The organism is Streptomyces coacervatus (assembly GCF_029223485.1).
GTDB lineage: Bacteria > Actinomycetota > Actinomycetes > Streptomycetales > Streptomycetaceae > Streptomyces > Streptomyces coacervatus.
In genome coordinates this window covers 190,847-212,806 of record NZ_JARHTP010000002.1, presented here as the reverse complement: position 1 = coordinate 212,806, position 21,960 = coordinate 190,847, and the positions used below count along the sequence as shown (strand labels likewise).

Below are 21,960 nucleotides of genomic sequence, written 5' to 3'. Positions count from 1 at the left end.
GCGCTTTTTCTACGCGTGTAGGTCCGGCCCTGCACCCCGCACAGCCCCGTCCCCAACCCCACACGGAGGTACGCCGGATGCTCACTCGTTCCAGACCCCGCCACAGACTCACCACGGCCCTCGCCGCGTTCGGTCTGCTCGCCACGGGCGCCGCCCTCCAGACCACGGTCAGCGCCACCACGGCCCACGCGGCCACCACGCACCGCATCCTGTTCGACGACGGCCACGCCGAGGAGGCCGGCAACGCCGACTGGATCATCTCCACCAGCAAGCCCGACCCCCTCGCCCAGGACTCGTCCCCGTCCTCCGAGACCGACTGGACCGGCGCGCTGTCCTCGTGGGGCGTCGCCCTGCAGAAGACCGGCAGTTACAGCCTCAAGACCGCCACCAGCGCCCTCACCTACGGTGGCTCCTCGACGACCGACCTGTCGAACTTCGACACCCTGGTCCTGCCGGAGCCCAACACTCTCTTCACCACCGCCGAGAAGACGGCGATCATGAACTTCGTCAAGAACGGCGGCGGACTGTTCATGATCTCCGACCACACCGGAGCGGACCGCAACAACGACGGTGAGGACGCGGTCGAGATCCTCAACGACCTGATGACCAACAACAGCGTCGACTCGACCGACCCGTTCGGCTTCTCCATCGACTCGCTGAGCATCAGCTCCGACCACCCGGCCGCCATCAGCGACAGCACCGACCCGGTGCTGCACGGCTCCTTCGGCACTGTCACCAAGAGCCTGATCGCCAGCGGCACGACCGCCACGCTGAAGCCCTCGGACAACTCCAGCGTCAAGGGCCTGCTGTACCGCACCGGTTACTCCGGCAACACCGGCGCCTTCTTCGCCACCAGCACCTTCGGCAGCGGCCGCGTGGCCTTCTGGGGCGACAGCTCGCCGATCGACGACGGCACCGGCCAGTCCGGCAACACCCTCTACGACGGCTGGAACGACTCGAGCGCCACCAATGCCGCGCTCGCCCTCAACGCCACCGCCTGGCTCGCCGGGGACGGCAGCAGTTCAGGCGGCGGGGGCGGCGGCTCCGGCACCTGCACCGCCGCCCAGCTGCTGGGCAACAATGGCTTCGAGTCGGGCAACAGCACCTGGAGCGCCTCCAGCGGCGTCATCACCAACTCCAGCAGCGAGTCGGCCCGTACGGGCTCGTACTACGCCTGGCTGGACGGCTACGGCACCGCCACCACCGACACGCTCTCCCAGTCGGTGACCATCCCGTCGGACTGCACCACCGCCGCCCTGAGCTTCTACCTGCACGTCGACACGGCGGAGACCAGCACCAGCACGGCGTACGACACGCTGAAGGTCCAGGTGCTCAACAGCTCCGGAACCGTGCTGGGCACCCTGGCGACGTACTCCAACCTGAACGCCGCCAGCGGCTACACCCAGCGCAGCTTCAGCCTGGCGAGCTACGCCGGCCAGACCGTCACCCTCAAGTTCACCGGCACCGAGGGCTCCACCCTGCAGACGTCGTTCGTCATCGACGACACGGCGCTCAACGTCAGCTGACGTTCGTGGGGCCCGGCTCCTGTGCCGGGCCCCACGCGGTCATCCCGCCGGGACCGTGCGCTCCGGCGTGTTCCAGCCGGAGACCCTGAGACGCGGTGCGGAACCACGTAGATCAGCCGTCCGGTAGGTCACGGTCAGCGTCGCCGACTCGCCCGGCCACAGAGTGACCCCGTTGTCCGACCACCGCACCGGCAGCACCGGATCCCCCTTCGCATCGACGAGATGTACGTCGGTCAGCAGCGACGGCGTCCTTCCGCTGCCCGCGTGGCGCAGGGTCACCGTCGTGGTGGAGGTGCCGTCCGTCGACTCGGTCGAGGCCGTCGCCGTGAGCGGCACCTGCGCCATGGAGCTCAGGCCCTTGAGGTCGGCGTAGCTCGTCGTCGGCGTGTAATACCAGTCGGTGTTGGCCCAGTCGAGCGTGTCGGGTTTTGAGGAGAGCCAGTAGACGTTTCGGCTGATCTCCTTGCCGGAGGCGTCGGTCAGGGTCAGACGCGCCAGATACGTCGTCGCCAGGCCGCTCACCGAGGCCGGCAGCGTGAGCGCGGTGCTGTGCGCGCCGTCGCCGCTCACCTTCACGCCGCTGACGGTCCGGTCGTACTTCTGCGTGCCGTCGGGGTTGAACAGCGTTGCCCGGACCGTGAGTTGGGAGGCTGCGGTGTTCCTGTTGTCGACGACGACCACCGAGCGGTCGTCGTAGGAGTACTGGACGTGCAGCGGCTCGTTCGCCTTCTTGGCCCCGAAGTAGGCGCCGCCCTGGTCGAGATAACGGTCCGTCAGTTGCCAGTGCAGTGAGGTCCAGCCGCTGTTGAACATCCAGTACACGACGCCGGTCGAGGGCTTCGAGGAGTCGGTGGCGCCCCGCTCGTACGCCTCGAACTGGGCGCGGACGTTCTCGTATTGCGCGAGCTGCGCCTTGCGGACGTAGTCGGCCAGGCTCGTCGGGGTGCCGTAGCGGCCGGCGAGGGCGTTGTCGTAGAGCTTCAGGGTGTTGAAGGTCGACGACGGCGAGCGGTGGTACTGCTTCGCGTTCGGGTTCTGCCAGAGCGTGTCGAGTTCGGCCGGGGTCATCATGCGGCGCAGGGTGTCGAGCGTGGGGATGTCCGGGCCGGCGCTGGTCTCGGAGTTGAAGCCGGTGGCGCCGCCCTCGCGTTTGGCGTACCAGTAGTCGGGTGGGATCCAGTCGTAGGGGCCCGTCATCTTCATGCCCGAACTGCCCAGCTGGGGCGAGGAGTTGGCGGAGGCGGCGGCTACCACCGGGTTCGGCCAGTCGGCCGCCTTCAGGGCGTCGAGGTAGTTCTTCTCGATGGTCGCGTCGGGTGCGAAGTCGCTGCCGATGAGGAAGGAGACCACGCTGGGGTGGTCGCGCAGCCGGGCGGCCTCGGCGGCCATCGACGCCTTGGCGACCGGGTAGTCCGCGGCGGTCCACTTGTCGCCGGACTCGCTGCCGTTGACCTGGCCCTCCCACTTGTCGCAGCACTCCCAGCCCGGCAGGGTCAGGATGCCGTAGCGGTCGGCGAGGTCGAAGAACTCGTCCGGTTCCAGGTGGCCTTCGAGGCGGATGGTGTTGAGGCCGAGGTCGAGGGCGTACTTCAGCCGGTCCTCTACGTAGGTGCGGTCCCAGCGCAGGAACTCGTCCGGCGACCAACCGCCGCCCTTGATCAGCAGCCTGCGGCCGTTGATGCGGTACTGGCGGGCGCCGTCGGAGTTCAGCGGCGCCCGGACGTCGCGGATGCCGAAGGTCTCGTGTGTGGTGTCCGAGACGGTGCCGGCGACGGACGCGGTGAGCTTCAGGTCGTACAGGGGCTGTCCGCCCATGCCGGCGGGCCACCACACCTTCGGCGAGGTCAGGTGGAGGCCGGGGACGTCGGAGGGGGTGAAGCTGACGGTCTTCGTCTCGTGCGCGGACAGCGTGAGGGTCTTCTCGAACATCGTCCTGCCGATGCTGCCGGAGACCGTGGTGCTCGCCGGTGCGCCGGAGTCGTTGCGGGCCTGCGCCTTCACCGTCAGGTCGGCCGAGGCCAGCGAGGGCACGTCCAGCCTGGTGACGACGTGCGCGTCGCGCAGTGCGATGGCCCCGCCGCGGCGGACGAGGACGTCGCGGACGATGCCCATGTTCTCGTCGGGCGGCGGCTGGAGCCAGTCGATCCAGCCCATGGTCAGGTTCTTGTTCGGGTCGTTGGGCTGGATGCGGAAGGCGACGGTGTTCGTGCCGGAGCGGACGAGCGAGGTGACGTCCAGCTCGTGGTGGGTGTAGGCGCCGGTGACGTCCTTCGTCGTGGCGACCTGGTGGCCGTTGACGTAGACGTCGGCCGCCGAGATCACACCGCTGAAGTCGAGGTAGGTGCGCTCGGAGGTGTCGGCGACCGTGAAGTCCGAGCGGTACCACCAAGGGACCTGGAAGTCGGCCTTGGGGATGTTCTGCTGGTCGGTCGAGTGGAAGGGGTCGGCGTAGACGCCGTTCCCGAGCAGGGCGGCGAGGACGGTGGAGCGGGAGCCCGTCGGGTACCAGCCGGTCGCCGGGTAGCCGGGGGAGGAGATGTCGGACGCCGGGTCGGCGACTTTGGCGGTCGACTGGATCGCGTAGCCCGTCAGCGCGGTCGTGCTGCCCGGCGCGGAGGAGACTCGGGTGAGCCGGCCCGGTGGGGCGGCCCGCTGGGCAGGGGATCCGGCCCAGGCGCTGGTCGTCAGGGAACCCAACAGACCCAGGATCACGGTGGCCGTGGCGAGACGGTGTCTGTTCACGGAGTCTCCAGCCCCTTCGTAAAGTTAGGAAACTTTACTAACTGCGGTCACGCTAGGGCGCCGAGTGGACCGTGTCAATCACCGTGACCCGTAGGCGAGTTGGTCAGGGCGCGGCCGACCGGCGCTCGAACACCACGTCCCGCGCGGTCCCGAGCGCCGTGGCCACCGCGCCCAGCAGTACCGCGTCCTCGCCGAGCCGGCTGGGCACGACCCTCGGCCGCAGCGGAGTCAGCGTCCGGAGGTTGTCGCGGACCGGCTTCAGCAGCAGGTCCACGCTGTGGCCCACCCCGCCGCCCAGGACGACGAGATCCGGATCGAGCACGGCCGCGGCCGCCGCCACCGTGTGCGCGATCCGCTCGCCCTCCAGCTGAACCGCCTTGACCGCCGCGTCGTTTCCCTGCCGGGCCGCGTCGAACACGGCCTTCGCGGTGAGCTGCCCGCTCATGCCGAACCGGCGCGCCGCCTCGACGACGGCCACCCCCGACACGGCGTCCTCCAGCCGCTCCGGCTTCTGCTGCCCCGGCCACGGCAGGAACCCGATCTCCCCGGCCAGCCCGTGCGCCCCCGTGAACAGCCGCCCGTCACTGACCACGCCCATCCCGAGACCGGTGCCGATCAGGATGTACGCGAACAGCCGGCTGCCCTCGCCGACGCCGTACGTGTACTCGCCGAGCGCCGCCAGATTGGCGTCGTTGTGCACCTCCAGCGGGACGCCCAGCTCCTCGCGCATCCGGTCGAAAAGCCCCGCGCGCCCCCAGCCCGGCAGATGCATCGCATAGCGCACCCGGCGCTGCTTCTCGTCGTACACGCCCGGCGTGCCCACCACCGCGTGCACCACCTCGTCCGCGGCCACGCCCGAACCGCCGACCACCTGACGGGCCGTCGCCACCACCAGGTCCGCCATCGCGCCCGAGCTGCGGGCCCGGTTGCGCACGTCGGAGCGGGCGACGACGGTGCCGTCCAGGTCGGCGACGGCGACCCGCAGCCAGCTGCGGCCGACGTCGATGCCCAGGGCGTAACCGGCCGCCGGGTCCGGCGCGTACAGAACCGCGGTGCGGCCACGCTCCGGTGCGAGGGTGCCCACCTCGTGGACCAGCCCGGCCGACTCCAGGGCGGCGAGTGCGCTGGAGACCGTCGGCTTGGACAGGCCGGTCTCCCGGGCCAGTTGGGCACGCGACGCGGCTCCGCCGCTGCGCAGCCGGTCGAGCAGCAACCGCTCGTTGGTGGCGCGCAGCCGCCGGCGGTTCCAGGGCTGTCCCTGCTGGTCTACGGCGTCACTGGCGGGCATCGCACCATTCTCACGTATCCGAGGGGGCCGTCCGATGGGGCCTCTTGACGCATCAAGTAAGGCTCCTTAACTTTATCGGCCAACAGCCTCGCCGGGCGAGCCGAGCCGGCCGAGGTCGGCCATGGGCAGCCCAGCGCCCGGTGCTTCAGGAGTCCTCATGTCCGGTAGTCCGCCACCCAACGGTGGTTTCGTCCGTCGCGTCGGCCTGTTCCAGGCCACCGCCATCAACATGAGCCAGATGTGCGGCATCGGCCCATTCGTCACGATCCCGCTCATGGTCGCCGCGTTCGGCGGCCCGCAGGCGGTGATCGGCTTCATCGCCGGCGCGCTGCTCGCGCTCGCCGACGGACTGGTGTGGGCCGAACTGGGTGCGGCGATGCCCGGCTCCGGCGGCAGTTACGTCTATCTGCGCCAGGCCTTCCAGTACCGCACGGGCCGTCTCATGCCGTTCCTGTTCGTCTGGACGGCGATGCTGTTCATCCCGCTGATCATGTCGACCGGCGTGGTCGGCTTCGTCCAGTACCTCGGCTATCTCGCCCCCGACCTCGGCCGGACGTCCGGCGACCTGATCGGCCTCGGCGTCATCGCCCTGGTCGTGCTGCTGCTGTGGCGGGGCATCGAGCACATCGCCCGGATCACCGCCGTGATGTGGGCGGTCATGATCGTCTCGGTCGTGCTGGTCATCCTCGCCGCGGCGACGGACTTCAGCACGCACCTCGCCTTCACCTACCCGGCGCACGCCTTCGACCTGGGCAGCAACCACTTCTGGCTCGGCTTCGCCGGCGGCCTGACCATCGGCATCTACGACTACCTCGGCTACAACACCACGGCCTACATGGGTGCCGAGATCAAGGACCCCGGCCGCACCCTGCCGCGCTCGATCATCTTCTCCATCCTCGGCATCATGGCGATCTACCTGCTGCTGCAGATCGGCACGCTCGGCGTGATCGACTGGCATCGCATGACGAACGCGCACGACATCGCGTCCACGTCCGTGGCCTCCGCGGTACTGGAGAAGACCTGGGGCAAGGGCGCAGCCGACACGGTCACCGTCCTCATCCTGATCACAGCCTTCGCCTCTGTCTTCACCGGCCTGTTGGGCGGCTCGCGAGTGCCCTACGACGCGGCCCGCGAGCGCGTCTTCTTCCGCCCCTACGCCAAACTGCATCCCAAACACCGCTTCCCGATGCTGGGCCTGGCGACCATGGGCGTGATCACGGCCGTGGGCTTCCTGATCGGCCGCCACACGGACCTGGCGACACTGATCCAGCTGCTGACGACGGTGATGGTGATCGTCCAGGCGCTGGCCCAGATCCTCGCGCTGACAGTGCTGCGCAGGCGCCAGCCGACGCTGCGGCGCCCTTACCGCATGTGGCTCTACCCGGTGCCGAGCATCGTCGCCTTCGCCGGCTGGTGCGTGATCTACGGCTACGCGGACAAGAACTCGCCGGGTCGCCATCCCATCGAATGGTCGCTCGCCTGGCTGGCCCTCGGCTGTGTGGCATACGTGCTCTGGGCGCGCTTCGAGAAGGTGTGGCCGTTCGGTCCGAAGGAGATCGCGGAGGAGTACCTGGACCCGGCGGCAGCGCACCCGGAGCCTGCGGGAGCGTGAAACGGCCGTGGCAACTGCCGTATCTGCGCTGAGCGCTCCGATGCAGGGCGGTGACGAAACCTCGGGTCGGTGGGGGCTGGACGCGCAGTTCCCCGCGCCCCTTAGGGGGCGCTGTCAGCGAGCTGTGCTGTCTTCTGGTTGTGTCCGTAGCGGGCGACGGTGAGGTACCAGGCGTAGCAGGCGTCGATCGAGCGGCTGATGGAATGCGCGTCTGTGGGGATCCGGTGTTCGGCGACAAGGACGTCGCAGAAGTTCAGCGTGCCGTCGCGCCCGTCTTTGGCGACGTTGAGGACATCGTTCTTGAGTCGTGCAATACGGGTGACGATACGGGCCAGATGCGCCAGGTCGCTCGGTAGCGGAGCGGCCAGGGGGAGCAACTGTTTGTCGGCCAGGCGTTGGAAGGGGACGACGGGCAGGATGTGCGGGGTGCCGAGGGCATGGGCCATGTATTCGGCCACGGTGGGTATTCGACCCGACCTATGCCATTCCCATTCCCGGACCGCGCCGGCCAGGGCGTACTCGACCTGGTCGGCGAATTCGGGCAGGGCAGCGTCCTCGTGTGCGGCCAGGACGGCGTCGCGTATGTCGCGGAAGGCGTGGTGGAATCGGTCGGGTTCGGGCGGGAGTCGGCCGTCTCGCAGCAGTGCGGGAATCGTGTCCCGATACGGTTTGGGTGAGCGGTGTGCCTCGACCACCTGGTCGTCGAAGGCGATGACGGCGGTCCAGTACATCGCCACCGCCGAGACGAGTGCTCTTGGGCCGTTGGCGAGTATTTCGGCTGCCAGCGGAGTGCACGGCGCCTGCAGAGGTGCGGTGTTGTTCGACGTGTCGTAGAGGTCTCGGGCCAGGGCACATTCCCGTATCCGGGCCTCGAGTTGCTCCGCGGCCGGGTCCGGGGTGAGTACCCATTCGCGGACGGCCGGTCCGCGGAAGCCTGTCGTGGCCTGCGCCGTCCGGTGCAGTCGCCGAGCGGTATCCGTCGGCAACAACTCCGTGCGACCGATGAGTTGGATGCGCCATCGCCCCCTGGACCGCAAGGTCTTCCAGGGTGGTGGCAACGGCATCCAGAATAGGAAGCAGTTCTTCCTGGGCGGTTGAGGTTGTCCAAGGACAAGGCCCACAGGGTCACGACGTGAATTCCGGCAGCGTCGCACCAGCCCAGGAGTTCCTGGACCTTTCTGCCTCCGACGAGATACCCGGAGAGCACCTACGCCGTGGCCGGCTGCGTGCTGTCGTACGGTGCCACCGCGGTGGGGGTGGCCGGGGTCGGCGTGTCCGTCTGGTCGGGCTTCGGGGTCGGGGTCGGGGTCGCAGTAGGGTCCGGGGCCCGGTCGACCCACGACGACAGCTGTCCGTCCGGCTGGAGGACGACGTGCAGGCCGTTGAGCTGGCCGTAGGCCGCGCGCCCGTTGGCGACGAGGGTGTCGAACCTGGTGCCGTCCGCGTAGATGTCGGCCTCGTAGTGATTGGCCGTCACCTTGTAGATCCTCGCCGTCGACGTGCCGTCCGCGAGCGGTGCGGAGGTGACCAGGACGCGCTTGACGACCGGCTTGGGCTTCGGCTTGGCCCGTTCGACCCAGGAGGTGACCTTGCCGTTCGGCTGGAGGGCGATGTGCAGGCCGTTGTGCTCGGCGTGCGCGGTCCTGCCCTTGGCGGCCATGGTGCCGTACTTGAGACCCTTGCCCCAGATCTCGGCCTCGTAGCGGTGCTTGCCGGTCTTGAAGACCTTCGCCTTGGACACCTTGTCGGCGAGCTCCACCGTCTTCACGTAGACCCGCTCGGTCTTGCAGTGACCGCTCGCGTGCGTCGCGGACGCGGCGGTCCCGGTCGCGGGCGCGGCATGGGCGAAGGCGCCGGTGGCCGAGACGCCCAGGGCGGCCGTGACGCCGGCGGCGACGAGGGCGGTACGCAGTGTGCGGGGAGCACGCATCAGAAGCTGTCCTTCGGTGGTGGTTCGTGACTACGCATTCGAAGTTACGGACCGTTCATGAAGGGGTTCCATATGTCATGTAACAGCTATCCGGCGCATATTGCTCGAAAGGGTAGATAATTTCCCGCTCAACCGCCTCTGATGCGCAAGAAGTGCGGTCCACCTTCCGACAGCATTGACATGCAGGTGATTGCCTGCATAACGTTGAGTGTGCGATCAGAGAGCGACTCTGGGATGGACAAGGTCTTCAAGGCGCTGGCCGACGAGACCCGCAGACGGCTGCTGGACCGGCTGCACGAGCAGAACGGTCAGACGCTGGGTGAGCTGTGCGAGCGCATCGCCATGACACGCCAGTCGGTGACCCAGCATCTGGGTGTCCTGGAGGACGCCAACCTGGTCAGCACGGTGCGGCGGGGGAGGGAGAAGCTGCACTACCTCAACCCGGTCCCGCTCCACGAGATCCAGGAGCGGTGGATCGACAAGTTCGAGCGCCCGCGCCTGAGCGCGCTGAGCGCCGTGAAACGACAAGCCGAGGAAGCCACCATGAGCGACAAGCCCACATTCGTCTACGTCACCTACATCCGCAGCACGCCCGAGAAGGTCTGGGAGGCACTCACCGACGCGGACCTGACCGCCGCCTACTGGGGCCACCGCAACGAATCGGACTGGCGGCAGGGTTCACGCTGGGAACACGTCCGCACCGACGGGTCCCGCGTCGCCGACGTCGTCGGCACCGTCGTGGAGAGCGAACACCCGACCCGCCTGGTCACCACCTGGGTCGACCCCGAGAACGAGGGGCAGGAGGACAAGTACTCCCGGGTGACCTTCGACATCACGCCGCACGAGGACATCGTCCGCCTCACGGTCACCCATGAGGACCTCTGGGACGAGGGCGCGCTGTCCGACGTCTCCGGCGGCTGGCCGATGGTGCTGTCGAACCTCAAGTCGCTGCTGGAGACGGGCAGTCCACTGCCGCAGGAGCCGTGGTCGGTCCCCAGTCACTGAGGAGCGGTGGAACGCGGGACGGCCGGTTCGCGCAGAGTGCGAACCGGCCGCCATGCCGTCCTTTCGCCGTTTTCTCCCGAAGTGTTCCTACGGCTTGGGGGCGCTCCTCGCCGCCGTACCGGCGCACATCAGTCCCAGGATCACGGCAAGCGCGCCGACGATGATGTTGTTGAGGGCCACACCGGCGTCCGGGCTGCTGCCGACGACCCAGGGCGCAATGATCATCCAGATGCCCACCGCGCAGAACGCCCAGCTCAGGCCGTACATGCGCTCGGGAGCCCGGGTGAACCCGAGGGCCAGCAGACCGATCGCGATGCCGACGACAAGGTTGTGCGTCACCAGCGGGGGCTGGCTCGTCGTGTAGTGGAGTATCCACGGGGATACGGCGCAGTACAGACCGAGCAGGAACACCGGTCCGTCCACAAGCGCCACATCGCGACCGCCGAGCATGCGGGCGTACCGATCCCGCATTTCGGAAACATCAGGGTGAGTGGTTATGTCCCCCCTGCTGGTGGGCGAGACGTTGGCCATGACTCGTCTCCTTTGACTCGCAGGCCTGACCGCGTCTGGTGCGGTATGCGGTAAGCGCCGCGTACGTACATTCTGCGCTTATTTCATCTTTATGTGTAGTGGTCGGCGGGTTGCTCGGGGCCGGTGAGCGCCTCTGGGGCACGGTTCCGGCTCCCCGCACATGACTGCGCCGATCGCGGGCATGCGGACCATGGAGAGGTCGTAACCGCATGTCGCAGGTGGAGGTGGCTGCCGCTATGGGCGCGAAGGTGTTGGAGCGGTTTCCTGCGGGAGCTCCGCGCGGATCGTGGCCTGCGGAGGAGTACGCGGCGCGATGCCGCGCCGAGGGCCGGCCCGCGACGGTGATCATGGATCTGAAGTCGGATGCGTTCCTCGTGGTGGTCCCGGCCGACGACGACTGACCGGACCCGGCGTCACGTCAGTGTGCCGTCCAACTCGCGCGCCTTGCGCACGAACACCTCGTAGAGGTCCTGCGCCGCCCGTGGCACCGACTCCGCCCTGCGGCGCTGCAGCATCAGCAGCACCCGGGTCGTGTCGCCGGTGATCGGCCGGAAGGTGATCGTGCCCTGCCGTTCGAGCGGGTCCCCGATGACGCTGAAATCCGGCAGAACTGTCGCCCCGAGGCCCTCGGCCACCATCAGCTTGCCCATCTCGGCGCCGTCGGTCGAGTACGAGAAGGACGGGCCGCGGCCGTGCAGCAGCCGGTGCACATAGCGGTGCATGACGTAACCGGAGCGCATCGCGATCAGCGGCTGGGCGAGCAGGTCGTCCACCGTCACGGCGGCGAGCAAGGCGAGCGGGCTGTCGGGGCGCACACACACCACCGGCCGCCCGTGCAGCAGTTCCGTGGACTCGAAACCGGCGGGCACGTCGTCACCCTCCAGATGGTTGACCAGACCGAGGTCGAAACCGCCCTCCGACAGGGCCCGGTGGATCTCCGTCTGCTGGGCGGCGACCACCTCGACCTGCGTGAGCGTATGCGCGGCCCGGAACTCCCGGATCACGGGGATCAGCAGGGGCACCGTCGCCGCGTTCACCGTTCCGACGCGCACCATACGGCTGATGCGGTGCTGCTCGCCCGCGGCCGACCGCAACCGGTCCACCGCATCCAGCACATTGATGATGTGCGGCAGCAGTTCCCGGCCCTCCGCGCTCATCGTCGCCCCGGACCGCTTGCGTTCCAGGAGGTCGACTCCCAGTTCGCGTTCCAGATTCCGTACCGTCTCGCTCAACGCGGGCTGGGAGAGGCGCAGTTCGTCCGCGGCCCGGCGCAGCGAACCGAGCCGGGTCACGGCCGCGATGTATTCCAGTTGTTCCGTCCGCACGCCCAGCAGAATGCGGCCCGTTTCACGGCGTGTTCAAGGGTTTCCCTGTCACACGTTCGTGAAATTCAATGGTCCGGGATGCGAGACCGGTCGGGTTTTCCTTGACGGCCCGCGGCGCCGACTGCCACGATCGACGGCATGAAGATGCGACTGGACCTCACGCGGCGACGCCATGTCGACCTCGCGCGCGTCTCCAGCGCTTCCTGTTGCCCCGCGGCCTGATCAACTCTAGGTGATCCGCCGCGTTTTCTTTCTTCTCACGCTGAATTCTCCGCTCCTGCGCATCTCTTGAATTCGGCGTGCCCGAAAACTTCCGCAACAGGAGTTTCGCATGCCCGCAGAGCCCGTGAAATTCGCCTACTGGGTCCCCAACGTCAGCGGGGGACTGGTCACCAGCAGGATCGAGCAGCGCACCGACTGGGGATACGAGTACAACCGCGAACTCGCCGTCCTCGCCGAGAACAACGGCTTCGACTACGCCCTCAGCCAGGTCCGCTACATGGCCAGCTACGGCGCCGAGTACCAGCACGAGTCCACCAGCTTCAGCCTCGCCCTGCTCCTGGCCACCCAGCGCCTGAAGGTCATCGCCGCCGTCCACCCAGGCCTGTGGCACCCCGGCGTCCTCGCCAAACTCGGCGCCACCGCCGACCACCTCTCCAGCGGCCGCTTCGCCGTCAACGTCGTATCGGGCTGGTTCAAGGGCGAGTTCACCGCGCTCGGCGAGCCCTGGCTGGAGCACGACGAGCGCTATCGCCGCTCCGAGGAGTTCATCCGCGCCCTGCGCCAGATCTGGACCGAGGACCACACCCAACTCGCTGGAGACTTCTACCGGTTGCGCGACTTCTCCCTCAAGCCCAAGCCCCTCAACACCCCCGAGCGCCCCCACCCGGAGATCTTCCAGGGCGGCAACTCCACCGCCGCCCGCGCGATGGCCGGCCGGGTCTCGGACTGGTACTTCTCCAACGGCAAGGACTTCGACGGAGTCGTCGAGCAGATCGCCGACGTGCGGGCATCGGCGGCCCAAGTCGGCCGCAGCGCACCGAAGTTCGGCCTCAACGGCTTCCTGATCGCCCGTGACACCGAGGCCGAGGCGCGCGAGACCCTCCGGGAGATCGTCGCCAAGGCCGACACCGAGGCCGTCGAGGGCTTCGGTGCCGCGGTGAAGCAGGCGGGGCAGTCCACGGCCGACAAGAAGGGCATGTGGCAGGACTCCTCCTTCGAGGACCTGGTCCAGTACAACGACGGCTTCCGTACGGGGCTCATCGGCACCCCCGAGCAGATCGCGGAGCGCATCGTCGCCTACAAGAAGCTCGGCGTCGACCTCCTGCTCCTCGGCTTCCTGCACTACCACGAGGAGGTCGAGTACTTCGGCAGGCGGGTGCTGCCGCTCGTGCGTGAACTGGAGGCCCAACTCCAGGACACGGAAGCCGAGTCCGCGTCCGTCCCCGTCCACGCCTGAGCGCCCGCACCGCGAAGGAGGTCGTACGACATGAGCACCGCCACGCCCACCGACTGGACCACCCGCCCCGCCCCGCAGACCACCCGGGACTGGATCGCCCGCGCCTCCGAGGTCGCCGCCGTCCTCGCCGCCGACGCCGCCGAGCGCGATCGCGCCGGAGCCACCCCGTACGCCGAGATCCAGCTACTCAAGGACGCCGGCCTCGTCACCCTGCTCGGCCCCACGGAGCACGGCGGCGCAGGCCAGGACTGGCCCACCGCCTACCGCGTCGTCCGCGAGGTCGCCAAGGCCGACGGCTCCATCGGCCAACTGCTCGGCTACCACTACCTCTGGTTCTGGGCCGCCCGCCTGGTCGGCACCCGCGAACAGTGGGAGCAGGTGGAGGCCGAGGCTGCCCGGGGCCGCTGGTTCTTCGGAGGAGCCGTCAACCCCCGCGACAAGGACGTCGTCGTCACCGAGGACGGCGACGACCTGCTCTTCACCGGCCGCAAGTCCTTCTCCACCGGCAGCAAGGTCTCCGACGTCACGGTCCTCGAAGGCGTCCTGGAGGGCACCGACCAGCACGTCTTCGCGATCGTGCCCTCCGACAGCGAGGGCCTGACCTTCCACGACGACTGGGACAACATCGGCCAGCGGCTCACCGAGAGCGGCGGCGTCACCCTCGACCGTGTGCGCACGCCGTGGTCGTCGGCGGCCGGTTACGTCGACAAGCAGTTCCAGCCGCGCGTCTACAACACACTCAACGTTCCCACCATCCAACTCGTCTTCGTCAACTTCTACTTGGGCATCGCGGGCGGCGCCCTGGAGACGGCGGCCACCTACACCCGCACCAAGTCCCGGTCCTGGCTGCACGGCGGGCACGAGCGGGCGGCCGACGAGCCCTACGTCATCGACACCTACGGCGATCTCACCGCGAAGCTCTGGGCGGCCGAGGCGCTCGCCGATGCCGTCGCCGCCGAGGGGCAGAAGCTGCACGACGACCCGGACGGGGTCACCCCCGAGACCCGCGGCGCCTTCGAGGTCCGGGTCGCGGCGATCAAGGCGCGCGCCACCGACGTCGCCCTGGAGATCGCGAACCGCATCTTCGAGGTCACCGGTGCCCGCTCCACCGCCGCCGGCGAGGGCCTCGATCGGTTCTGGCGCAACGTCCGCACCCACACCTTGCACGACCCCGTCGCCTACAAGCGACGCGAGGTCGGCCGCTGGGTCCTCGACGGCGAACTGCCCGAACCCACCTGGTACTCCTGACCGCTCCCCGGGGCGCCCGCAGTGCGCGGGCGCCCCTCCCCCTCGAAAGAGGACGCATCCCCGAAAGAGGACCCATGGCCACCGTCCTGTCCGTCTCCGGCAGCCCCTCCGCCTCCTCCCGCACCAACCGTCTGCTGCGCCACCTGGACAAGCGGCTGATCGCACAGGGGCATGACGTGATCCCGCTCGACGTCCGCACCATTCCGGCAGTGGCGTTGCTCGGCGCGGACTTCAAGCACCCCGCGATCGTCGAGGCCACCAAGTTGTTCGCGCAAGCCGACGGCGTCGTGGTCGGCACCCCCGTCTACAAGGCGTCCTACTCCGGGGTCCTCAAGGCACTGCTCGACCTGCTCCCGCAGTACGCGCTGGCCGGCAAGACCGTGCTGCCGCTGGCCACCGGAGGCTCCACCGCCCACGTCCTGGCCATCGACTACGCGCTGCGCCCGGTCCTCAGCTCCATGGGCGCCGGCCACATCGTGCAGGGCTGGTTCACCCTCGACAAGGACATCACGGTGCACGAGGACGGCTCGCTGACCGTCGCGCCGGCCGCCACCGAGGCCCTCGCCCAGGTGGTCGACCAGTTCTCCACGGCATTGGGCTCCACCCCGCTGCTGGCCGCGGCGAGCTGAGCGCCGTGTCCGCACATGTCATCGCCGACGACACCGAGGCCCTCGCCGTCGCGGCCGCCCTGGCCGAGGAGTTCCGCGTCGGCGCCTCCGCCCGGGACGCCGAACGCAGGCTCCCGCGGGAGGAGTTGGACCGGCTGTCCGCGTCCGGGCTGCTCGCGGTCACCGTCCCCGCCGAGTACGGCGGCGCGGACGTCACCGCATTGACCCTCGCCGAGATCTTCCGGCTGCTCGCCACAGCCGACGGCAGCCTCGCCCAGATCCCCCAGAGCCACTTCGCCTACGTCAACGTGATCCGCCGTCAGGGAACCGAGGAGCAGCGGAAGTTCTTCTTCGCCGAGCTGCTCGCGGGCCGCCGTTTCGGCAACGCCCAGTCCGAGGCGGGCACCAAGCACGTCCAGGACATCCGCACCCGCCTGGAGCCGCAGCCGGACGGCTCCTATCTCCTGACCGGGGTCAAGCACTATTCGACCGGCGCCCTCTTCGCCGACTGGATCCCGGTGCTGGCCCGCGCCGAGGACGACAAACTGCATGTCGCCTACGTCCCCGCAGACGCCCCAGGCCTCACCGTGATCGACGACTGGGACGGCCTGGGCCAGCGGACGACCGCCAGCGGCACCGTCCGGCTCGACTGCGTCCCGGTACCGGGCGACCGCGTCCTGCCGCATCACCTGACCTTCAAGGGGCCGCAACTCCACGGCGCCGTAGCCCAGTTGCTGCATGCGGCGATCGACACGGGCATCGCCGCGGCCGCGCTCGCCGAGGCCGCCGAGTTCGTACGGACGAAGAGCCGGCCGTGGTTCGAGAGCGGTGAGGAGACTGCCGCCGAGGACCCGCTGCTCATCCAGCGCTTCGGTGAACTCGCCCTCCAGGTACGGGCGTCGGAGGCGCTCCTGCGCGAGGCCGCCCGCGCGGTCGACGCGGCCCGCACCGACCTCACCGACGACACGGCGGCCGAGGCGTCCATCGCGGTCGCAGCGGCGAAAGTGCAGGCCGCACAGGCGGCGGTCGAGGTGGCGAGCGCCCTGTTCGAGGTGTCCGGCACCCGCGCCGCCCTCAACTCCCTCAACCTGCACCGGCATTGGCGCGACGCCCGCACCCACACCCTGCACGACCCGACCCGCTGGAAGATCCAGCACATCGGCCGGTACGTCCTCAACGGCACCCGGCCGCCCCGCCACGGCCTCCTCTAGCGCCCCCCGCGACACCTCTGAACGGAGACCCCACGTGTCCCTCACCTTCCACTGGTTCCTGCCCACCAACGGCGACAGCCGGCACGTCGTCGGCGGCGGTCACGGCACCCCGGCCACTGTCTCGGGGCGGGACCGGCCGCCGACGGTGGCCTACCTGAGCCAGATCGCCAGGGCCGCCGAGGACCTCGGCTTCGTCGGAGCGCTCACCCCGACCGGCGCCTGGTGCGAGGACGCGTGGCTGACCACCGCCATGGTCAGCCAGAACACCGAACGCCTGAAGTTCCTGGTCGCCTTCCGCCCCGGCTTCGTCTCGCCGACGCTCGCCGCCCAGATGGCGTCCACCTTCCAGCGGCAGAGCGGCGGACGGCTCCTCCTCAACGTCGTCACCGGCGGCGAGAGCCACGAGCAGCGGGCCTACGGCGACTTCCTCGACAAGGACGCCCGTTACCGCCGTACTGGCGAATTCCTGCAGATCGTACGGGAGTTGTGGGAGGGCAAGACCGTGGACCTGCACGGTGAACACCTCCACGTCGAGGACGCCAAGCTGGCCCGGGTCCCCGACCCGGTCCCCGAGGTGTACTTCGGCGGGTCCTCGCCCGTCGCCGGCGAGGTCGCCGCCAAGTACGTCGACAGCTACCTCACCTGGGGCGAGCCGCCCGCCCAGGTCGCCGAGAAGATCGCCTGGATCCGGGGGCTCGCCGCCGAGCAGGGGCGCACCCTGCGCTTCGGCATCCGGCTGCACGTCATCACCCGCGACACCTCCGAGCAGGCGTGGGCGGAGGCGAACCGGCTCCTCGACGGCTTCGACCCGGAGACCGTGAGGTCCGTGCAGGCCGGACTCGCCCGCAGCGAGTCCGAGGGACAGCAGCGGATGCTCGCCCTGCACGGCGGCGGAAGCCGCGACGGCCTGGAGATCCACCCCAACCTCTGGGCCGGCATCGGCCTGGTGCGCGGCGGCGCGGGTACCGCCCTGGTCGGCAGCCACGACGAGGTCGCCGAACGGATCAAGGAGTACCACGCCCTCGGCATCGACGAGTTCGTGCTCTCCGGCTACCCGCACCTGGAGGAGGCGTACTGGTTCGGCGAGGGCGTGCTCCCGCGCCTCGCCGCGCAGGGCCTGTGGCAGCACCCCTTCGGCAAGCAGGCCGCCGCCTCGACGCAGGTGCCGTTCGCAGGCTAGGAACCCAGCGCGTCGAGGTGCCCCCGCCGCACCACCGACGTCTGCCCCTGCACCAGCAGGAACATCCCCTCACGGAACAGCCGTTGAGCAGGATGGCGTACGTCCATGGTGCGGCCGCCCCCGGCCACGACCGCCGCGGTCGTGGCCGCCCGCATCAGGTCGTACGACTGTGTCTTGAGCGCCAGCCGTTCCTCGACGTGCTCATGCGGGACCGGGTGGTCGGCCAGCTCGTACGCCTGCCGCCGCACCTCGTCGAGGCGGCCGCGCAGCCCTCGGGCCGTCTCCGCCTCTCCGGCGTCCGCCAGCACACGGAGCGCGGCGTACGCCACCCCGAACACGGCCGGGGACGTGTTCGTGCTGCGGGGCAGGTCGACCAGGGCGAACTTCTCCTGCGGGGTGCGCAGCACCACACTCTCCTCGGGCAGCCACAGGCCGTCCAGCTCCAGGGAGACCGTACGGGCGGCGGTGAGTGCCGCCAGCCGCATCGGCACCGAGGCGTGCAGTCCCGGCTGTTCGCGGGCGTCGGCGAACGCGAACACGATCTCGTCCGAGTCGGTGACGCCCGCGAGCAGCATCACGTCGTTGAGGCCCCAGCCGGTGTACCAGGGCACGGTGCCGTCGAACCGCCAGCCGTCCCGCTCCGCCGTGGCCCGCACGGGGACGCGGGGGAAGGCACGGACATGGGCGTACGCGATGCCGGCCAGCAGCTCACCTGACGCCAGCGGGCCGAGCAGCCGTTCCCGTACGGGGAGTTCGGACTTCGCCAGCAGGCGCACCGGCGTGTGGTGCTGGGTCTGAACGAACCACGTCGAGCAGCACGCGCCGGCCAGGATCTCCTGGACCTCCCGCGCCACCGGGTCGGGGGCGCCCGCCCCGCCGTACTCCCGCGGCGCGCTCACCCCCAGCAGCCCCGACCGCCGGATCGCCTCGACATGGCTCACGGGCACCTCCTCCTGGTCGACGCGCGCCGCGTTCGGGGCGAGGAGGCCGTCGGCGAGGGAGCGCGCGGCGGAGACGAGAGGGTGCGATGCGGCGGTCATGGAGACGATTCTCCCGATGTCGTCGTGCGCGGTGTCGATCCGGGGGTGTGCCGTTCGTGTAGGAGGTGAGAGAAGGACACGACACCATGGAGGACGTCATGCAGTACTACCTGCTCAGTGTGATCACGCCGACCGACGGAACGCCGCCCGGGCCCGAGGCCATGGCGGAGATCGTCCGTAACCTCGACACCTTCCACGCGGAACTTCGAGAGGCGGGTGCCTGGGTCTTCGCCGGCGGGCTGCACGGCCCCGAGACGGCCACCGTGCTGCGGCCCAGGGACGGCGACGTGCTGATCACCGACGGGCCGTACGCCGAGGGCAAGGAGTACCTGGGCGGCATCTGCCTGATCAAGGCCCCAGACCTGGACGCGGCTCTGGAATGGGGCAAGAAGGCGACCTGGGCCACCACCCTGCCCATCGAGGTGCGCCCGTTCATGCACCAGGCCGAGGAGTGATGGCTCGTCCCGTCGACGTCGAGGCCGTCTTCCGTGCGGAGTACGGCCGCGCCGTCGCTGTCCTCGTCCGCTTCCTCGGCGACATCGACCTCGCCGAGGAAGCGGTGCAGGACGCCTTCACCACGGCCGTGCAGCGCTGGCCGGAGACCGGTCTGCCGCCCAGCCCGGCCGGCTGGATCATCACCACCGCACGCAACCGGGCGATCGACCGGCTGCGCCGCGAGTCCTCCCGCGAGGCCCGCCACACCGAGGCGGCCCTGCTGCACACCCCTGACGCACCGGCCGAGGAGGGCCCCGTGCGCGACGACCGGCTCCGCCTGATCTTCACCTGCTGCCACCCGGCGCTCGCCCCGCAGGCGCAGGTCGCGCTGACCCTCCGCCTCCTCGGTGGCCTCACCACACCTCAGATCGCCCGCGCCTTCCTCGTGCCCGAGCCGACGCTGGCCCAGCGCATCGTCCGCGCCAAGGCGAAGATCCGCGACGCCCGCATCCCGTACCGCGTACCCCGCGACGCCGACCTCCCGGACCGGCTGAAGGGCGTCCTCGCCGTCATCTACCTGATCTTCAACCAGGGATACGGCGGCACACCCGAACTGACGGCGGAGGCCGTACGCCTCGGCCGCCTGCTGTCCGAGCTGATGCCGGACGAGCCCGAGGTCACCGGCCTGCTCGCGCTGATGCTCCTCGTCGACTCCCGCCGCCCCGCACGGTCGGACGAGCACGGTGAACTGGTACCGCTGCCGGAGCAGGACCGCGGCCGCTGGGACCGCGAGCTGATCGCCGAGGGGCAGTCGCTGGTCCGCCGCTGTCTGCGCCGGGGCCGGCCGGGGCCGTACCAGATCCAGGCCGCCATCCAGGCCGTCCACAGCGATGCGCCCACCGCGGAAGCCACCGACTGGCGGCAGATCCGGCAGCTGTACGACCAGCTCGTGGCTCTCGCGCCGAGCCCCGTCGTGGCCCTGAACCGGGCGGTCGCCGTGGCCGAGACCGAGGGTCCCCGACCCGCCCTCGACCTCGTCGACGCCCTGGACCTCGACGGCTACCACGTCTTCCATGCCGTCCGCGCCGATCTGCTGCGCCGCCTCGGCCGTCACAGCGAGGCGGTACAGGCGTACGAGGCCGCCATCGCGCGTACGGAGAGCGCGGCGGAGCGGGCTTTTCTGGAGCGGCGGCGGCAGGAACTCGTGCGCACGTGACGGGCTCGTCGACGGGTGACGTGTTCGCTGCGGAAAGTAGCCTCCCGGCGTCGGAATTTATTTTGGTGTATGAAAGGTTGCCATATACACCTGACTCTGACCGTTCCAGCAGCGAGGCATCGTGAACCACTCCACCCCCGAGCAGCCCGCCGACGTCGTCGCCCGGCTGCGCGCCACCTTCCGCACCGGCCGCACCAAGCCCGTCGAGTGGCGCACCGCCCAGCTGCGACGCCTGCGCGAGATGCTCACGGAGAACGGCCCCGACCTGGCCGCCGCCCTCCACGCCGACCTCGGCAAGAGCTCCACCGAGGCCCACCGCACCGAGATCGACTTCACGATCCGCGAGATCGACCACACCCTCGACCACCTCGCCGACTGGCTGCGCACCGAACCCGCCCCGGTCCCGGCCCACCTCGGCGCGGACGCGAGCGCCTGGACGCAGTACGACCCGCTCGGCGTCGTCCTTGTCATCGCCCCCTGGAACTACCCCGCCCAGCTTCTGCTCGCCCCACTGGTCGGCGCACTCGCCGCGGGCAATGCGGTGGTCGCCAAGCCCAGCGAACTGGCGCCCGCCACCTCCGCCGCGCTCGCCCGTCTGCTGCCCGCCTACCTCGACACCGAGGCGGTCGCCGTCGTCGAGGGCGGCATCCCCGAGACCACAGCCCTGCTCGCCGAGCGCTTCGACCACATCTTCTACACCGGCAACGGCGCCGTCGGCCGCATCGTGATGCGCGCCGCCGCCGAGCATCTCACCCCGGTCACCCTCGAACTCGGCGGCAAGTCCCCGGCGTTCGTCGACCGCGACGCCGACCTCGACGTCGTCGCGGACCGGCTGGCGCGCGGCAAGTTCCTCAACGCCGGCCAGACCTGTGTCGCCCCCGACTACGTCCTCACCGACCCGGCCACCGCGGCCGCCCTGGAGTCGGCGTTCATCCGCGCGGTCGAGGCGCTGTACGGTGCCGACCCGTCGGCCTCCGGCGAGTACGGCCGGATCGTCAACGAACGGCACTTCGACCGGCTCACCGGCCTGCTCGACTCGGGCCGCGTCGTCGTCGGCGGCGGCAGCGACCGTACGACCAAGTACATCGCGCCGACCGTCCTGGCCGACGTCGACCCCAAGTCGCCCGTCATGCAGGAGGAGATCTTCGGCCCGATCCTGCCCATCGTCACCGTGCCCGGCCTGGACGAGGCGATCGACTTCATCAACGACCGAGACAAGCCCCTCGCCCTGTACGTCTTCTCCGAGTCCGACGAGACGCGCGGCCGGATCGCCGCCGAGACCTCCTCCGGCGGTCTCGGCCACGGGCTGCCGCTGGCCCATCTCACCGTCTCCGACCTGCCGTTCGGCGGAGTGGGGGAGAGCGGCATGGGCAGCTATCACGGCCCCTACTCGATCGAGACGTTCAGCCACCGCAAGGCGGTGCTGCAGAAGCCGCTCGGCTGACATCCGTGGTTCCCGGGCCCGGCCGCGCTGCGCGGCCGGGCCCGACTTCTGTGTGCTCCGGTCCGGTTGACTGGTCTACACCCTTGACTGGTACAGACCAAAGCGGTTGAGTGTGGCACCACAACCCCCCACCGCGGCCGCCCCCACGCCGTGGCCGGTC

The 21,960-nt window shown here is 69.7% G+C and carries 20 protein-coding genes and 1 pseudogene; 13 read left to right on the top strand and 8 right to left on the bottom strand.

Annotated elements, in window-relative coordinates:
• Positions 1-77: 77 nt before the first annotated feature.
• Complete coding sequence (locus P2Q00_RS04700; RefSeq protein ID WP_275769848.1) at positions 78-1,526, top strand: hydrolase; 1,449 nt, start codon at positions 78-80, stop codon at positions 1,524-1,526.
• Between the two features lie 39 nt (positions 1,527-1,565).
• Here P2Q00_RS04700 and P2Q00_RS04695 read toward each other — a convergent pair whose 3' ends face one another.
• A complete protein-coding gene (locus tag P2Q00_RS04695) occupies positions 1,566-4,268 on the bottom strand; it encodes a glycoside hydrolase family 2 protein (RefSeq protein WP_275769847.1) in 2,703 nt (900 codons plus the stop codon).
• A 103-nt stretch (positions 4,269-4,371) separates the two neighbouring features.
• Positions 4,372-5,556, bottom strand: a complete 1,185-nt coding sequence (locus P2Q00_RS04690; protein ID WP_275769846.1) for an ROK family transcriptional regulator — start codon at positions 5,554-5,556, stop codon at positions 4,372-4,374.
• 157 nt (positions 5,557-5,713) lie between these two features.
• Between P2Q00_RS04690 and P2Q00_RS04685 the strand changes: the two genes are divergently transcribed.
• A complete protein-coding gene (locus P2Q00_RS04685) occupies positions 5,714-7,168 on the top strand; it encodes an APC family permease (protein ID WP_275769845.1) in 1,455 nt (484 codons plus the stop codon).
• 101 nt (positions 7,169-7,269) lie between these two features.
• Here the strand turns inward: P2Q00_RS04685 and P2Q00_RS04680 are convergent, their stop codons facing one another.
• The 3 genes and pseudogenes from P2Q00_RS04680 to P2Q00_RS04675 all read right to left on the bottom strand — a co-directional run bounded on the left by P2Q00_RS04680 (position 7,270) and on the right by P2Q00_RS04675 (position 9,098).
• Positions 7,270-8,154: a terpene synthase family protein gene (locus tag P2Q00_RS04680; RefSeq protein ID WP_275769844.1), complete on the bottom strand. Its 885-nt coding sequence runs from the start codon at positions 8,152-8,154 to the stop codon at positions 7,270-7,272.
• A 110-nt stretch (positions 8,155-8,264) separates the two neighbouring features.
• Positions 8,265-8,375 (bottom strand): annotated as a pseudogene (locus P2Q00_RS50920) (undecaprenyl diphosphate synthase family protein); the annotation flags it as partial.
• Positions 8,376-9,098, bottom strand: coding sequence for a hypothetical protein (locus P2Q00_RS04675; RefSeq protein ID WP_275769843.1), 723 nt, complete (start codon positions 9,096-9,098; stop codon positions 8,376-8,378).
• A 234-nt stretch (positions 9,099-9,332) separates the two neighbouring features.
• Between P2Q00_RS04675 and P2Q00_RS04670 the strand changes: the two genes are divergently transcribed.
• Positions 9,333-10,103, top strand: coding sequence for an ArsR/SmtB family transcription factor (locus P2Q00_RS04670; RefSeq protein ID WP_275769841.1), 771 nt, complete (start codon positions 9,333-9,335; stop codon positions 10,101-10,103).
• Between the two features lie 87 nt (positions 10,104-10,190).
• On the opposite strand, the gene P2Q00_RS04665 is transcribed toward P2Q00_RS04670, so the two are convergent.
• Positions 10,191-10,634 carry an SPW repeat protein gene (locus P2Q00_RS04665; protein ID WP_275769838.1) on the bottom strand — a complete coding sequence of 148 codons (444 nt, stop codon included), beginning with the start codon at positions 10,632-10,634 and terminating at the stop codon, positions 10,191-10,193.
• A gap of 236 nt (positions 10,635-10,870) precedes the next feature.
• On the opposite strand from P2Q00_RS04665, the gene P2Q00_RS04660 reads away from it, so the two are divergent.
• Positions 10,871-11,035 carry a DUF8839 family protein gene (locus tag P2Q00_RS04660; protein WP_500691999.1) on the top strand — a complete coding sequence of 55 codons (165 nt, stop codon included), beginning with the start codon at positions 10,871-10,873 and terminating at the stop codon, positions 11,033-11,035.
• 12 nt (positions 11,036-11,047) lie between these two features.
• Here the strand turns inward: P2Q00_RS04660 and P2Q00_RS04655 are convergent, their stop codons facing one another.
• On the bottom strand, positions 11,048-11,959 hold the full coding sequence (locus P2Q00_RS04655) for a LysR family transcriptional regulator (protein ID WP_275769834.1): 912 nt from the start codon (positions 11,957-11,959) through the stop codon (positions 11,048-11,050).
• Positions 11,960-12,097: 138 nt separating this feature from the next.
• Between P2Q00_RS04655 and P2Q00_RS50915 the strand changes: the two genes are divergently transcribed.
• From P2Q00_RS50915 to P2Q00_RS04630, 6 genes are all read left to right on the top strand, one after another.
• Complete coding sequence (locus tag P2Q00_RS50915; RefSeq protein ID WP_356352894.1) at positions 12,098-12,181, top strand: putative leader peptide; 84 nt, start codon at positions 12,098-12,100, stop codon at positions 12,179-12,181.
• 109 nt (positions 12,182-12,290) lie between these two features.
• The gene (sfnG, locus tag P2Q00_RS04650) at positions 12,291-13,418 is read left to right on the top strand and encodes a dimethylsulfone monooxygenase SfnG (RefSeq protein WP_275769832.1); all 1,128 of its coding nucleotides are present in this window, start codon (positions 12,291-12,293) and stop codon (positions 13,416-13,418) included.
• 30 nt (positions 13,419-13,448) lie between these two features.
• Entirely contained in the window at positions 13,449-14,666 is a 1,218-nt protein-coding gene (locus P2Q00_RS04645; protein ID WP_275769830.1) for an acyl-CoA dehydrogenase family protein, read from the top strand.
• Between the two features lie 74 nt (positions 14,667-14,740).
• Positions 14,741-15,295, top strand: a complete 555-nt coding sequence (gene ssuE, locus P2Q00_RS04640; RefSeq protein WP_275769829.1) for an NADPH-dependent FMN reductase — start codon at positions 14,741-14,743, stop codon at positions 15,293-15,295.
• Between the two features lie 5 nt (positions 15,296-15,300).
• Positions 15,301-16,485, top strand: coding sequence for an SfnB family sulfur acquisition oxidoreductase (locus P2Q00_RS04635; protein WP_275769828.1), 1,185 nt, complete (start codon positions 15,301-15,303; stop codon positions 16,483-16,485).
• 34 nt (positions 16,486-16,519) lie between these two features.
• Positions 16,520-17,665 carry an LLM class flavin-dependent oxidoreductase gene (locus P2Q00_RS04630; RefSeq protein WP_275769827.1) on the top strand — a complete coding sequence of 382 codons (1,146 nt, stop codon included), beginning with the start codon at positions 16,520-16,522 and terminating at the stop codon, positions 17,663-17,665.
• Here the strand turns inward: P2Q00_RS04630 and P2Q00_RS04625 are convergent.
• Positions 17,662-18,705, bottom strand: a complete 1,044-nt coding sequence (locus P2Q00_RS04625) for an acyl-CoA dehydrogenase family protein (RefSeq protein ID WP_275769826.1) — start codon at positions 18,703-18,705, stop codon at positions 17,662-17,664. The two genes, P2Q00_RS04630 and P2Q00_RS04625, sit on opposite strands and share 4 nt — an antisense overlap.
• Before the next feature lie 98 nt (positions 18,706-18,803).
• Here P2Q00_RS04625 and P2Q00_RS04620 point away from each other — a divergent pair, with 98 nt between their 5' ends.
• The 3 genes from P2Q00_RS04620 to P2Q00_RS04610 all read left to right on the top strand — a co-directional run bounded on the left by P2Q00_RS04620 (position 18,804) and on the right by P2Q00_RS04610 (position 21,800).
• Positions 18,804-19,160, top strand: coding sequence for a YciI family protein (locus P2Q00_RS04620; protein ID WP_275770724.1), 357 nt, complete (start codon positions 18,804-18,806; stop codon positions 19,158-19,160).
• Positions 19,160-20,356, top strand: a complete 1,197-nt coding sequence (locus tag P2Q00_RS04615) for an RNA polymerase sigma factor (RefSeq protein WP_275769825.1) — start codon at positions 19,160-19,162, stop codon at positions 20,354-20,356. The genes P2Q00_RS04620 and P2Q00_RS04615 overlap by 1 nt, the downstream gene beginning before the upstream one ends.
• Positions 20,357-20,477: 121 nt before the next feature.
• Positions 20,478-21,800 (top strand): aldehyde dehydrogenase family protein, encoded by a 1,323-nt coding sequence (locus P2Q00_RS04610; RefSeq protein WP_275769822.1) that lies wholly within the window; start codon positions 20,478-20,480, stop codon positions 21,798-21,800.
• The last annotated feature ends 160 nt before the right edge of the window (positions 21,801-21,960 follow it).

Bases quoted from the DNA above. Each gene is read 5' to 3' on its own strand.
- P2Q00_RS04625 (WP_275769826.1), bottom strand. From the start codon at position 18,705: ATGACCGCCGCATCGCACCCTCTCGTCTCCGCCGCGCGCTCCCTCGCC.
- sfnG (WP_275769832.1), top strand. From the start codon at position 12,291: ATGCCCGCAGAGCCCGTGAAATTCGCCTACTGGGTCCCCAACGTCAGC.
- P2Q00_RS04645 (WP_275769830.1), top strand. From the start codon at position 13,449: ATGAGCACCGCCACGCCCACCGACTGGACCACCCGCCCCGCCCCGCAG.
- P2Q00_RS04700 (WP_275769848.1), top strand. From the start codon at position 78: ATGCTCACTCGTTCCAGACCCCGCCACAGACTCACCACGGCCCTCGCC.
- P2Q00_RS50915 (WP_356352894.1), top strand. From the start codon at position 12,098: ATGAAGATGCGACTGGACCTCACGCGGCGACGCCATGTCGACCTCGCG.
- P2Q00_RS04675 (WP_275769843.1), bottom strand. From the start codon at position 9,098: ATGCGTGCTCCCCGCACACTGCGTACCGCCCTCGTCGCCGCCGGCGTC.
- P2Q00_RS04690 (WP_275769846.1), bottom strand. From the start codon at position 5,556: ATGCCCGCCAGTGACGCCGTAGACCAGCAGGGACAGCCCTGGAACCGC.
- P2Q00_RS04660 (WP_500691999.1), top strand. From the start codon at position 10,871: ATGGGCGCGAAGGTGTTGGAGCGGTTTCCTGCGGGAGCTCCGCGCGGA.
- P2Q00_RS04615 (WP_275769825.1), top strand. From the start codon at position 19,160: ATGGCTCGTCCCGTCGACGTCGAGGCCGTCTTCCGTGCGGAGTACGGC.
- P2Q00_RS04620 (WP_275770724.1), top strand. From the start codon at position 18,804: ATGCAGTACTACCTGCTCAGTGTGATCACGCCGACCGACGGAACGCCG.
- ssuE (WP_275769829.1), top strand. From the start codon at position 14,741: ATGGCCACCGTCCTGTCCGTCTCCGGCAGCCCCTCCGCCTCCTCCCGC.
- P2Q00_RS04665 (WP_275769838.1), bottom strand. From the start codon at position 10,634: ATGGCCAACGTCTCGCCCACCAGCAGGGGGGACATAACCACTCACCCT.
- P2Q00_RS04685 (WP_275769845.1), top strand. From the start codon at position 5,714: ATGTCCGGTAGTCCGCCACCCAACGGTGGTTTCGTCCGTCGCGTCGGC.
- P2Q00_RS04670 (WP_275769841.1), top strand. From the start codon at position 9,333: ATGGACAAGGTCTTCAAGGCGCTGGCCGACGAGACCCGCAGACGGCTG.